Origin of the sequence: Psychroserpens sp., from assembly GCF_045105015.1 — a bacterium.
Lineage (GTDB): Bacteria > Bacteroidota > Bacteroidia > Flavobacteriales > Flavobacteriaceae > Psychroserpens.
On record NZ_JBGCCX010000057.1, the window covers coordinates 1 to 13257 of the forward strand.

The window sequence follows — 13257 nt, forward strand, 5'->3', positions numbered from 1 at the left end:
AATCCGTAAATTGGGTCGTTAAAGATTTTAAGTTTGTTACTTGCCATCAAACATTAAAGTTTACATTAATATTAAACAAATATACATGAACACTATAAATATTCTTTGGGTTGACGATGAAATCGATCTTTTAAAACCTCATATTCTTTTTCTTGAACAAAAACAGTATAATGTAACCACTTGTCAGAGTGGTACTGAAGCGCTGGAGATAATTGATGACACGAATTTTGATATTGTTTTTTTAGACGAAAACATGCCTGGCTTAACAGGATTAGAAACTTTAAATGAGATAAAAGAAAAGCGTGCTAATCTTCCTGTAGTGATGATTACAAAAAGTGAAGAAGAATATATTATGGAAGAAGCTATAGGTAATAAAATTGCCGATTATCTTATAAAGCCAGTAAATCCGAATCAAATTTTATTGAGCCTAAAAAAGAATTTAGATCACTCGAGGCTCGTTTCCGAAAAAACTACGTCGAATTACCAGCAAGAGTTTAGAAAGATTGCTATGGATTTATCGATGGTGAATTCTTTTGAAGAATGGACTGAATTATATCAAAAGTTAATCTATTGGGAATTAAGACTAGAAGATATTGAAGATGTTGGAATGACTGAAATATTAGAATCTCAAAAGAATGAAGCAAATCATCAATTTGGAAAGTTTATTGAAAAAAACTATAAAGATTGGTTTGATCACAGAAATGAAGCTCCGACACTATCACATACCTTGTTTAAAGATAAAGTAGTTCCAGAATTAAGTGATAAGCAACCAACGTTATTAGTCGTTATTGATAATTTACGATACGACCAGTGGAAAGCTTTTGAACCTATTGTAAATAATTACTATAAAAAATCATCTGAATCACCTTTTTATAGCATTTTACCAACTGCAACGCAATATGCAAGGAATGCCATTTTTTCAGGCTTAATGCCTAGTGACATGGAGCGTTTACACCCTAAACTTTGGAAAAACGATACTGATGAAGGTGGAAAGAACCTTTATGAAAATGAATTTTTACAAGGGCAATTGAAACGTTTAGGTCTTCAAAACCTAAAAACAGAATATCATAAAATCACCAACCTTAAAGCTGGAAAGCGATTGGTTGAAAATTTTAAAACTTTAAAAGACAACGATCTTTCAGTTATTGTTTACAATTTCGTAGATATGCTATCGCATTCTAAAACTGAAATGGATGTTGTTAAAGAGTTAGCTTCTAATGATAAAGCTTATCGTTCTCTAACTGTTAGTTGGTTTAAAAATTCGCCATTACTTGAAATGATTCAATTAGCTCAACAACTTGGCTTCAAATTAATACTTACTACAGATCACGGAACGATTAACGTAAAGAATCCTTCAAAAGTTATTGGTGATCGTGACACGAGTTTGAATTTACGATACAAAACAGGACGTAGTTTAACTTATGAAGACAGAGAGGTTCTGGCTGAAAAAGATCCGAAAAGTATTTGTTTGCCTAGTATTACGATGAGCAGCTCATTTATATTTGCAAAAAGCGATTACTTTTTAGCATATCCTAACAATTACAATCACTATGTTAGTTATTACAGAAATACCTATCAACATGGAGGTGTTTCGTTAGAAGAAATGATCATTCCTTTTGTGGTCATGAATCCGAAGTAAATCATCTGTGTAATGCAAAAAAATCCGTTGAAATACACTTTTTTCTAGTTTTTTTGAATTTTTATACGTATTATTGCCTTATGAATTTAGCTTAAAGTATGCTTTAGGCTGTTAAATTCATTGTAATAACTATGGATATAGATTATAACATACAAGACTTAGAGTCAGTAGCTACAAGGCTTTTGGAGCAAATTAGCTCTAAAATTGTATTGTTTCATGGTGACATGGGAGTTGGTAAAACAACACTCATTAAAGCTATGGTTATAACCTTAGGTAGTGGTGATGATGTTACGAGTCCTACCTTTTCTATAGTTAATGAATATGAATCTTTAAACGGAAAAATATTTCATTTCGATATGTATCGTATTGAAGACGAAATGGAAGCTTTAAATTTTGGTTTTGAAGACTATTTAAATGATGATAAAAATTGGCTATTTATTGAATGGCCTGAAAACGTATATAGCTTACTTCCAGAAGATGTAAGTGAGATTACAATAACAATAAAAGATAAGACCTCAAGAACCCTCAAATTGAGCCAAAACGAATTATTAACCCTAAAACCTGCTTATGAAATCTGCAGAACGCAGAAATAAATAGACCACTTTACATCGCATATTTACTGGCAAGTACGGAAAAACCGTAACTATAAGTCGATTAATTGAGTTGTTTTTAACACTCGTTTAACTGTTCCAAAGTGTACTATCGAAGTATATTTGAACTATTAATTAATTAATCCCTTATATTATGAAAACAAAAAAGTATGTATTAGCCATTGCGATTATCGGTGGAATTGCGTTCACAGCACAAGCAACTGATTTAATCAATTTAGATGGACAAGTTAAAACAGAAATCGAAAAGAAAAAGCGAAAGCTTATCAAAAACACCTAGTAATATTGGTAAAAGGGCTATATTAGGTAGTATAATTGGTACATTTATAGCAGCTACTCCTTTATTATTCTCATTACATGAAAGTGTTCCAAGTGAAAAAACTTGGAACACTTTTTTATTTAGATATGATAGCCTCTTGTGGGAAGATGCTCAATATGCCATGTGGGTTCTTACTGGGAAATTCATACCACTATTTTTATTAATGATTTGGTTTTTTACTAACCGTCATTGGTGGTATCATGCGTTATTAGTACCTATAATAATGTATATATTTCAAATAGTTGGAACTATTAATGGTGATACTACTCACGTTGACGAATTTCAATTAATTTATATGCTTCCTATAATGGCTATTGTAGTTCCATCCATATATCTAATCAGAGCACGAATGTTTAATAAAATAAATGATGCCGATAAAACCATGAAAGAACTTGAAGAAGAATTTATGATCAAACCAACAACATTTTTTGGCAAGGTCAAACAATATTTCTAACTGCAACCCTAACTTAAAACACACAACTAATTGTTGTGTGTTTTTTTTGAATTAACCCTTTCTTTAAATTACTGACCTTATATCATAATAATATAAAATTAACATTACTAAGATAGAAAATATTCTACAAAAGTCATTATATTAGATAAAAAAATTACATTTGTATAAATTATATTAATAATTTACTCCTAATACATCCCTATATAACTATGAGTAAAACTGTACATCGTATTATTGCTCTTATTTCAGAATTGAAACTAAGTGCACGTCAATTTGATATTTCTATTGGTACTGCTAATGGCTATATCCTAAGAATGCAAAAAAACAATGCTTCTGTAGGAAGTGATGTGATTGAACGTATTATAAAAGAATATCCTCAAGTTAATTTAGTTTGGCTGATCACTGGTAAAGGCGAAATGTTTATTAAAGAACAAACAAAACCAAAATCAAGATCAAAAGCGGAGATTGAAAACTATATTGATGAGCGACTTAAATCGCAATGGTCTGAGGAAAAGAAAGCACTATTAGATGAAATTTTAAAAGAAATTTCAGAATCAAAAAAATAAATAACAGCGATTTATGTTGTTATTTGATCTCTTAATACTAATAATTCAGCTAAATATCCTTTTTTATCCATTTTATTTTTTTGATGTTTCAATTTTAAAAACTTATTGTTAATTAATTTAAAATCATTGCTGTTGAATTTAGATATAGATTCTAATTGTGTATTAATTTCATTATTTATCAACTTATTAAATTTATTTTTATTTGAAACAAAATAAAGTTTATAGCTTATCAAGAATAAAAATAACATATACGGAATTGAAACGAGTAAAGAGTTTAATAAGTCTAAATTTAGATTTCCATATTCTACGTAGTTTATAATTACAATTATTTTATGAATCTCAAATAATACAGCAAACAAAATCACTGATTTCCATTTATGTGAACAAGTTATAAACCAAATTGACAAAATATTTAGGGTTAAAAATTTCACGAAAAGCATCCAAACATAATAATCTACTTCCTTAAAATAACCAGAATTTATTGTGAACCATTTTAACTTCCATTCTGATGAATTTTCTGGAGCAATTGTATAAAAATAAAATATAAATGGCAGAACTAGTATATAAATTATTACAAATAAATCTATCTGTAATTTTTTATTATTTATGGCCTTAATATTTATGTTATTTAACATATATCATAAAATTTATCTCTAATCGATTTCAATTCTTCCAAATACGAACCTGTTTTTTTTTCATTTTTAATTTTTAAGAATTTATCTTTTAAGAAATCTAGTTGAGTCTTATCAATACTATGTAGTTCAAAAAAAACCTCATCAATTTCTTCATCAATATTCGATCGTAAATCTCTTGTTAAATTGTACTTATTAATCTTTAAAGAAACTAAAACCAACAATAGAATAATAGGTAAGGTAATAGGTAAACTTATTAGGTAATCAATTTCATCATAAAACTCAGAATTAGCTTTTAAAGCTGTTACAAGCTTTAAAAGTTCTATCGTTATGATAACAAGAATAGAAGATTTCCACCAATGCTTACAAGTTAAATACCATGTTATGGTAATAAATAATATCAATAACTTCATCTTCGAATAAAAAAATAATTGTCGAAAATCAGGAAACCCAAAACTTCCTATATCAAAGCTGAAAATTGACACAGATTCAACACCTTCTAATCCTAAATATTTATCACAAAAATACAGCAAAGTAACAGCTACTATTAAAAACGATATCAAGTAATCTTTTAATTTAAACTTTTTCATAACTCAAGTCGTATAGAAAATTATCTACATACAATATATAAATTTTTATTTTAAATATTCAAATAATTATTTGTAATTTGAGATTTCAATTTTAGCTAAATGAGTAAATCTAAATCTCCTTTTACCAAAGCACAATTACTTCCACAGGAAGAAACCCTAGAAATATTAAGACAAAAAGGGAATCTATTTATTGGGATTCCTAAAGAAACACATTTTCAAGAAAAGCGCGTTTGCCTCACTCCTGATGCTGTTTCTGCACTTGTTACAAATGGTCATCGCGTGATGATAGAATCTGGTGCTGGTGAAGGTGCAAATTTTAAAGACAAAAATTATAGTGAAGCTGGAGCCGAAGTTACTAAAGATACAGCTAAAGTCTTTTCTTGCCCTATCATTCTTAAAGTTGAACCGCCTTCTTTAGATGAAATAAAATTAATCAATCCGCAGACCATATTAATTTCTGCGTTGCAACTTAAAACACAACATAAAAAGTATTTTGAAGCACTTGCCTCAAAACGAATTACTGCGCTTGCTTTTGAGTTTATAAAAGATGAAGATGGTGCATATCCTGCAGTTAGATCTCTAAGTGAAATTGCTGGCACAGCTTCAATCTTAATAGCTTCAGAGTTACTTTCTAATGTAAATGGTGGCAACGGATTAATGTTTGGTAATATTAGTGGTGTACCTCCAGTTGAAGTTGTTATTATTGGCGCAGGTACTGTTGGTGAATTCGCTGCACGATCTGCAATTGGTTTGGGTGCTAATGTGAAAGTATTTGATAATTCAATTACGAAATTACGCTGTATTCAATCAAATTTAGGTCGTACCATTTACACCTCAACTTTGCAACCTAAAAACTTAATTAAAGCGCTTAAACGTTGTGATGTAGCTATTGGTGCTGTGCGAGGAAAAAACAGATCTCCCGTTATTGTTACAGAACCAATGGTTGATACTATGAAAACTGGTGCAGTAATTATTGATGTCAGTATTGATATGGGTGGATGCTTTGAAACTAGTGAAGTTACTAATCATGACAAGCCCACTTTTGAATACAATGGTGTGACACATTATTGTGTTCCAAATATTCCTGCACGTTATTCAAGATCAGCTTCGGTGTCTATTAGTAATATCTTTACACCTTATCTACTAAAAATCGCTGAAGATGGAGGAATAGAAAATGCCATCAGATTTGATCGTGGTTTGAAAAATGGGTTGTATTTTTACCACGGAATTTTAACAAATAAATCGGTTGCCGATTGGTTTGATTTAGATTGCAGCGATCTTAACTTGTTAATCTTCTAGTAAATACAGAACACATAAGCATCATTTATGAAATTTATACACCGAATTGGCTACTACTTAGGTGGCTTTTCTATTGGACTAATTGTACTTGCCTTTTTTTTAAGTGGAAAAAAAACATCTTGCGACTACAGTCCGAATGCTAGAACCATAAAAAATATAGCTATCAAAAAGAAAGCATATTCTGATGCTTCTATAGCTACAATGGCTAAACATGATATCGATACCTTAATGGTCTCTGAACTTATCAAAACTGGAGATGTTAACTTTTCGGAGAGTGATACTAAAGCTGTAGGTTGTAAAACTTACCTTATCGAGAATAGCTATGAAGAAAACGATGTAGAGTTAGTCATAAAAAATTGTGAATCTACTGCTACAATTCTTTCAATTGATTTTGTAGACAACTAGTAAATCTATGGTATAAAAAATGCCAACAACATTCAAAGGAACATGTTGGCATATCTGACTAACACTTAAATAAATTATCTTATCGGGATTTTTTTCAATATTTCTGTATCATTATACGTAAGTCGAACCACATAAACTCCTCTGGAGAACTGAGATAAATTAATCTCTTTATCCAAAGTTAGTAGTTCTTCATTAGCTGTTATTTGTTCTCTATAGATTGTTTTTCCATTAAGATCATAAATCATAATTTGTTTCACATCTACTCTATCCATTCCTGAGATTTGTAATTTTAGTACATCAGCATTCATATCTTGATAGACTAAGACGTCAAATTCGGCACCAGATTCAATAATTTCTTCTGGACTACAGTCATTTACAAAAACTGTAACAGCAGATTCATCTGCAGTTAATGCATTATAAACTACAACTGAATATTCTGTATCTGTTCCAGGGGCAACATCAATACTTTGTGTTGTTTCACCATTGTTCCATAAATATTCTACCTCTCCATCAATACCTCCATCAGCTGTTAAAGTAACAACATCATTAGAACAAATCGTGAGATCTTCTCCTGCATAAGCTTGAACAGTTTCTAAAACATTTACTGTAATAGATTTATCATCAGAACAATTATTAATATATCCTGTCACAGAGTAAGTTCTGGATGTTGATGGGCTTACAGCAATATTTGGTTGTGTTGCTCCATTGTCCCATTCATAAGTATTAGCTCCAGTGGCAGAAAGCGTAACGAATTCACCTTCTAAAATGGTTACTTCTCCTCCATTCATAATCACAACATTAGGATTTAAATTCACATACACCGTAACATCATCTTGAGCTTGCTCATCGTCATCAAAAACAGTTACAGTATACGTTTCTGAAGCCCAAGGACTCACATTAATACTTTGAGTCGTTTCACCAGTACTCCATAAATATGCATCACCTTCTGAAGCTGTTAATGTTGTAGATGTACCTTCACATATAGATTGATCTTCACCTGCGTTTGCAACAAACACAATTGGAACAACTATTACAGTGACTTCAGAATTAGCTTCACATCCATTTAAGAATCCTGTCACTGAATATTCAGTTGTAATCGTCGGATTTACGGTTATACTTTGGGTTGTTTCTCCTGTACTCCATTGGTAAGAATCACCTCCTGACGCTGTTAAAGTTGTACTTTCTCCTTCGGAAATTGTCACATCTAAACCTGTCTCGATACTTGGTAATTCATTTACTGTAACTGTAACCTCATCTGAATCAGAATCAGTTCCGAAAGTATTAAAAGCTGTTACTGTATATGTTGTTGTTGTATTTGGATTAACTTCTATACTTGCTGTAGTTTCTCCTGTATTCCATTGGTAAGTTGTTCCTCCAGACGCGATTAGCGTTACTGATTCACCTTCACAAATAGATTGATCTACTCCAGCATTAGCAATTACATTTTCTGTTTCAACAGTTACTGTTACGTCATCTGTTGCAGAACATCCGTTTAAGAATCCAGTTACTGAATATGATGTAGTACTCGTCGGATTAACTGTTATAATTTGAGTTGTTTCTCCTGTACTCCATTCGTAAGAATCTGCTCCATTAGCTGTTAATATTGTATTTTCACCTTCGGTAATAGTTACATCTGTACCTGCATCAATACTCGGTAAAGCATTTACTGTTACAATTACATCTTCAGAATCAGAATCTGTTGCTAATGCATTAAAGACCGTTACTGTATATGTTGTTGTTGTATTTGGATTGACCTCAATACTTGTAGTTGTTTCTCCCGTATTCCAAAGATAAGTTGTTCCACCAGATGCAGTAAGCGTTATTGTTTCACCTTCACAAATCGTTTGATCTTCACTTGCAGCTGCAATTACTGTTTCGGTTTCGACAAACACAGTAATGTCATCTGTACTTTCACATCCAGCATTTGTATATCCTGTTACACTATAGGTGGTATCAGTACTTGGTGAGACCACGATACTATTTGTTGTATCTCCAGTATTCCATAAATAACTTGACGCTCCTGTAGCGGTTAAAGTGACAGTCTCCCCTTCAGAAATAGTTACATCCATTCCTGCATTAGTATTAGGTAAACCTAAAACGTATACTATCACATCATCAGAAGCTGAAGCATCTCCTAAAGTATTAAAAACTGTAACGGTATAAGTAGAACTATTATTTGGGTTCACATTAATACTTGGAGTACTTTCTCCTGTGTTCCAAAGATATGTTACACCACCTGTAGCTGTAAGGGTCACTGTTTCGCCTTGACAAATACTTATATCATCTCCTGCATTTGCATCAACTGGTTCTGTTTCAATAAAAACAGTAATCTCATCTGTGGCTTCACATCCAGCATTTGAATATCCTGTCACTGTATAAGTTGTCTCCGAATCAGGTGCCACTTGAATACTAGAAGTATTCTCGCCTGTATTCCATAAATATGATGTTGCTCCACTAGCTGTAAGCGTTATAGTTTCACCAGTATTAATAGATATGTTTGGTCCAGCACTAACATTTGGTAGCCCAAGCACATTTACCATGACTTCATCTGTATCTGATGCATTACCACTTGCGCTAAAAACTGTAACGGAATATGTAATACTATTATTTGGACTCACTTCTATACTTGCTGTATCTTCTCCAGTACTCCATAAATAAGTTGCACCTCCTGAAGCTGTTAATATTGCTGTTTCTCCTTCACAGATAGATTGATCTGATCCTGCATCAGCAAGTACTGTTTCTGTTTCAACTGTAACAGTCACTTCATCATTAGATTGACATCCATTTGAGAATCCTGTCACTGAATAAACAGTTGTGTTTGTAGGACTAACATCTATATTTTGTGATGTTTCGCCTGTACTCCACTCGTATGAATCTGCTCCAATTGCTGTTAGAGTAATCATATCTCCTACTGTTATTGTTACATCTGAACCAGCATCAATATTAGGTAAGTCGTTCACGTTAACTATTACCTCATCAGTATCAGAAACTGTTCCTGTAACATCAAAAACAGTTACTGTGTAAGTTGTTGTTGCATTCGGACTAACATCAATACTCGCAGTTGTTTGTCCTGTGTTCCATGCATAAACAGCTCCTCCTGAAGCGGTGAGTGTAGTTTGTGAGCCATTGCATATGGTTTGGTCGTTTCCAGCATTGGCAACTACTTCGTTGCCTATGATAAAAACCATTACCGAATCTGTACTTTGACAGGTTCCGGTAGTTCCGATAACCGAATAAATTGTTTCAATTGTTGGGCTGACTGTAATACTTTGTGTTGTTTCACCTGTGCTCCATTCGTAAGAATTTGCTCCACTAGCAGTTAACGTAATTGAATCTCCAAAATTTAAGGAGACATCTAGTCCTGCATCAACATTCGGCAACGCATTAACAGTTACTACAACTTCATCTAATGGACTTGTACAACCATTTTGTGTTACTTCAACTGAATATGTCGTTGTTGTATTTGGATTTACAGATATACTTTGTGTTGTTGCTCCTGTGCTCCATAAATAACCATCACTAGTATTTGCAGTTAAAGTAACTGCTGTACCTTGACAAGTTTCGACATCATCACCAGCATTTGCAACTGGAATAGGATTAACAGCAACCACAATATTATCTGTAGTCGTACTGCCATCAGAATGTGTTCCAGTTACAGTATATGTAGTATTACTAGTTGGATTCACATCTATAGATACTCCATTTATATTACCAGGCATCCACTCATAAGAATCAGCACCACTTGCTATTAAAGTTATTGTTTCTCCTTCACAAATAGTGTTATTAGGAGCATTAGAGTTAATTGTAACTTGGTCTACAATAATATCTTCAATGATAGGTGAATCAACTTGATTATAGAATTCTTCAATCCACATATAACCACTAGGGGCTATATCATTATAATTTTGTCCATTCATATTTGTAGCTCTCCAACCATCTTCTATACCATCACCCAATGTACTAAAGTTTGATGGTCTTGTATTTTGAGGTATAGAAGGTAGAATCCAATTAGACACGTTACCATGTTCTTGCATTGTTTCTGCTTCTAAATTTGTAAATAAATCAGAATCCCAGCTATCAATATAACTTCCTACTGTTCCATCATTTTTTATATAATGACAAGCACCTGCATTTCTCTCTGTAACTATACTTGTGTAAGCTTCTAATGCAGTTCTTGTAGGCGGCTTATTAATAATACTATTGAATTCGGTTTCTACAGTAAATAAATTATCAGGCATCGATGTATCCTGTGATATATTAGATGGACCCATTCTATAACTCCATATTTCCAAATTATCATTTTTATCTATATCCTCTGTACCGTCTAATATGACACCACTATTGTTTTTATAATAATTTCCTCTTGCATACAACTGTAAATCATCATAATAAGAACCACTAGTATAATTCATTTGAAACTCATTACTGTTAGCTACAGAAGATCCTCCACCCATATATCTCGTCCAATTTCTAGCCCAATTAACTTTAGCATTATCAATAATTTGTAACACTCCTAATTTAGAACCATCAGATTGCACCACATTATTAATAACATCAATGTAACCTCCAGTACCTCCAATATTAGGTGTTCTATTACTACCTCTTGCAAACATATTTAGGTAACATGATAAATCGCCTCTTAGGCCATCATTATAAAGGTCAGTATTTTGAGAACTCATTTGCATCATAGTGTGAGAATCACTTAACAAACATCTTTGAACTGTTTGATTATTTTGATCGTAAGGTCCATTAGAACCTAGTAAGATTGCTTTATCTCCTCCCCAAGATGCAGATACATGATCTATGATGATATTGGTACAACCATTTACAACTGAAATTCCTGCTGATTTTGCCGCTGAACTATTTCCAGAAGTATTCATTTCTGATTGCGTTGCTAAACCATTTCTACATCTAAGATATCTTACAATTACATTATCGGCTGAGTTTAGTCTAAAGGTACCATTGTATAAAGTAACACCTCCTTCTGGAGCTGACTGACCTAGGATAGTAACATTGTGACGATATAAATCAAAGTTTGTACCACCTAAATCAATATTTCCACTAACTGAGAAGATGATAATTCTACCATTATTTCCAATTGTAGCATTATTACAAGCATCTTTAAAACCTCCAGACCATGTATTATTACTTGCGTTGTAAGTAATTGGTGTATTCGGATTTGTAGTATTAACTATAACTAATACTCCTCCTTCTCCTCCAGTGGTTTCTGAACCGGAGCCATAGGCTGTTGGAAATGCTTTTCTCTCAGATCCTTGAGCGAAATTATTAAGACATACTGTAAATGCTATAAAGCATAAAACAATTTTAAGTTTGGATATAATATATCCATCAGTAGTAGTAGGTTTTTGGGGACTCATTGCAGTAATAATTAGGGTTATTTGGGTAACTTTCTTTATTTGCTTTGACAACAATAAAGCAATTCATGATTAAATACAAAAAAATTCGATTAAACGCATTTATTTGTAAGATTTATCTGTGTTTTTGTAATAATTCAACGATGAAATGTAATTTTATGTAGATATACGGTCAAAAAGATAGATCTAGATTACATAGAAATAAACTTTAACATAAAAGAGAAAATTCTGACTAAGAAATATTGAATAGCGTAAAGCAGAAACTATAGATGAGGGAAGAGATATAATTCTATTATTGTCTAAACACTAAAATAATATGATACAAATAAATTAAGATTGAATAACATATAAATATATTGTCATTATCAAAAAAGCATTATGTTTGCTCAACATATGGTAAATATTTGAAGTACTCTTTATAAATGATAATAACTATTTCCTCAGATATATTACTGAAGATTTTTTAATTTTTCATTGATTATCAATATTTTCAATTAGATATGGTCAAAACAAATTGTATTAAGATACACTTATTTAATTTTAACATATAAAATAAGATGAAACACATTATAAAGTCCGATTTATACAGATATGGTGGTCAGACATCTATATTAAAAGGTATTAAAAAACCTGGTTTCAGATATATGTATTTTAAGCGGCTTGCAGAAAACAAAAAGCGTTCCTCTTTAAAAGGCATCTTTTATGGAGTAATTCTCAGAAGACTAAGTCACAAATATGGTTTTCAAATACCAACAGGCACCAAAATTGGTGAAGGCTTTTTTATAGGCCATTTTGGTACTATTGTAGTCAATGTTGATGCTGTTATAGGTAAGTTTTGCAATATTGCTCATTCTACCACAATTGGTAGAGCTAGTCGAGGTCGACTTCAAGGAAGTCCAACTATTGGAGATTATGTTTGGATTGGTACAGGCTCAGTAATTGTAGGAAATATTACAATTGGTTCAAATGTTTTAATCGCACCTAATTCATTCGTAAATTTTGATGTCCCAGACAATTCAATGGTTATTGGAAACCCAGGATCAATTATTAAGAAAGATAATCCAACTAACGGTTATATTAACAATATCTTAGGTGAATAGTTATCGATATTAATTATAACCAAACAAAGGGAGTTTTACCGATTTTATTATAACCTCTCAACTATTTAAATGACTTTTGTTATTCAACATAAAAATACATGAGCCAAAATATTTCAAAAACTAAATCAGGAATTAGAGGATTTACCTGGATGTTCTTTGGCAATTTATTTAATAAATTTTCTCATATTTTTATAATTGGAATTTTAGCAAGACTATTAACTCCAGAAGATTTTGGTATCATTGGTATCATTCTAATTTTTGTAAGTTTTT

The 13257-nt window shown here is 31.9% G+C and carries 11 protein-coding genes; 9 read left to right on the top strand and 2 right to left on the bottom strand.

Features of this window, described 5'->3' with window-relative positions; all coding sequences use genetic code 11:
• Window positions 1-85: 85 nt before the first annotated feature.
• From AB8B90_RS04760 to AB8B90_RS04780, 5 genes are all read left to right on the top strand, one after another.
• On the top strand, window positions 86-1639 hold the full coding sequence (locus AB8B90_RS04760) for a PglZ domain-containing protein (protein WP_405334183.1): 1554 nt from the start codon (window positions 86-88) through the stop codon (window positions 1637-1639).
• Window positions 1640-1770: 131 nt separating this feature from the next.
• A complete protein-coding gene (gene tsaE, locus AB8B90_RS04765) occupies window positions 1771-2232 on the top strand; it encodes a tRNA (adenosine(37)-N6)-threonylcarbamoyltransferase complex ATPase subunit type 1 TsaE (RefSeq protein WP_405334185.1) in 462 nt (153 codons plus the stop codon).
• Window positions 2233-2383: 151 nt separating this feature from the next.
• Window positions 2384-2527 carry a hypothetical protein gene (locus AB8B90_RS04770; protein ID WP_405334187.1) on the top strand — a complete coding sequence of 48 codons (144 nt, stop codon included), beginning with the start codon at window positions 2384-2386 and terminating at the stop codon, window positions 2525-2527.
• Window positions 2469-3020 carry a hypothetical protein gene (locus tag AB8B90_RS04775; RefSeq protein ID WP_405334189.1) on the top strand — a complete coding sequence of 184 codons (552 nt, stop codon included), beginning with the start codon at window positions 2469-2471 and terminating at the stop codon, window positions 3018-3020. Before AB8B90_RS04770 ends, AB8B90_RS04775 begins: the two co-directional genes overlap by 59 nt.
• Before the next feature lie 209 nt (window positions 3021-3229).
• Window positions 3230-3586 (top strand): hypothetical protein, encoded by a 357-nt coding sequence (locus tag AB8B90_RS04780; RefSeq protein ID WP_405334191.1) that lies wholly within the window; start codon window positions 3230-3232, stop codon window positions 3584-3586.
• A 628-nt stretch (window positions 3587-4214) separates the two neighbouring features.
• On the opposite strand, the gene AB8B90_RS04785 is transcribed toward AB8B90_RS04780, so the two are convergent.
• The gene (locus AB8B90_RS04785) at window positions 4215-4808 is read right to left on the bottom strand and encodes a hypothetical protein (RefSeq protein WP_405334193.1); all 594 of its coding nucleotides are present in this window, start codon (window positions 4806-4808) and stop codon (window positions 4215-4217) included.
• A gap of 99 nt (window positions 4809-4907) precedes the next feature.
• On the opposite strand from AB8B90_RS04785, the gene AB8B90_RS04790 reads away from it, so the two are divergent.
• The gene (locus AB8B90_RS04790) at window positions 4908-6107 is read left to right on the top strand and encodes an alanine dehydrogenase (RefSeq protein ID WP_405334195.1); all 1200 of its coding nucleotides are present in this window, start codon (window positions 4908-4910) and stop codon (window positions 6105-6107) included.
• A gap of 27 nt (window positions 6108-6134) precedes the next feature.
• Window positions 6135-6512: a hypothetical protein gene (locus tag AB8B90_RS04795; protein ID WP_405334196.1), complete on the top strand. Its 378-nt coding sequence runs from the start codon at window positions 6135-6137 to the stop codon at window positions 6510-6512.
• Window positions 6513-6586: 74 nt separating this feature from the next.
• On the opposite strand, the gene AB8B90_RS04800 is transcribed toward AB8B90_RS04795, so the two are convergent.
• On the bottom strand, window positions 6587-11890 hold the full coding sequence (locus AB8B90_RS04800; RefSeq protein WP_405334198.1) for a T9SS type A sorting domain-containing protein: 5304 nt from the start codon (window positions 11888-11890) through the stop codon (window positions 6587-6589).
• A gap of 554 nt (window positions 11891-12444) precedes the next feature.
• Between AB8B90_RS04800 and AB8B90_RS04805 the strand changes: the two genes are divergently transcribed.
• The gene (locus AB8B90_RS04805) at window positions 12445-12987 is read left to right on the top strand and encodes a serine O-acetyltransferase (protein ID WP_405334200.1); all 543 of its coding nucleotides are present in this window, start codon (window positions 12445-12447) and stop codon (window positions 12985-12987) included.
• Between the two features lie 149 nt (window positions 12988-13136).
• A partial coding sequence (locus tag AB8B90_RS04810; protein WP_405334202.1) for an oligosaccharide flippase family protein occupies window positions 13137-13257 on the top strand: 121 nt, incomplete at its 3' end.

Bases quoted from the DNA above. Each gene is read 5' to 3' on its own strand.
- AB8B90_RS04790 (WP_405334195.1), top strand. From the start codon at position 4,908: ATGAGTAAATCTAAATCTCCTTTTACCAAAGCACAATTACTTCCACAG.
- AB8B90_RS04800 (WP_405334198.1), bottom strand. From the start codon at position 11,890: ATGAGTCCCCAAAAACCTACTACTACTGATGGATATATTATATCCAAA.
- AB8B90_RS04770 (WP_405334187.1), top strand. From the start codon at position 2,384: ATGAAAACAAAAAAGTATGTATTAGCCATTGCGATTATCGGTGGAATT.
- tsaE (WP_405334185.1), top strand. From the start codon at position 1,771: ATGGATATAGATTATAACATACAAGACTTAGAGTCAGTAGCTACAAGG.
- AB8B90_RS04805 (WP_405334200.1), top strand. From the start codon at position 12,445: ATGAAACACATTATAAAGTCCGATTTATACAGATATGGTGGTCAGACA.
- AB8B90_RS04760 (WP_405334183.1), top strand. From the start codon at position 86: ATGAACACTATAAATATTCTTTGGGTTGACGATGAAATCGATCTTTTA.
- AB8B90_RS04775 (WP_405334189.1), top strand. From the start codon at position 2,469: ATGGACAAGTTAAAACAGAAATCGAAAAGAAAAAGCGAAAGCTTATCA.
- AB8B90_RS04780 (WP_405334191.1), top strand. From the start codon at position 3,230: ATGAGTAAAACTGTACATCGTATTATTGCTCTTATTTCAGAATTGAAA.
- AB8B90_RS04795 (WP_405334196.1), top strand. From the start codon at position 6,135: ATGAAATTTATACACCGAATTGGCTACTACTTAGGTGGCTTTTCTATT.
- AB8B90_RS04785 (WP_405334193.1), bottom strand. From the start codon at position 4,808: ATGAAAAAGTTTAAATTAAAAGATTACTTGATATCGTTTTTAATAGTA.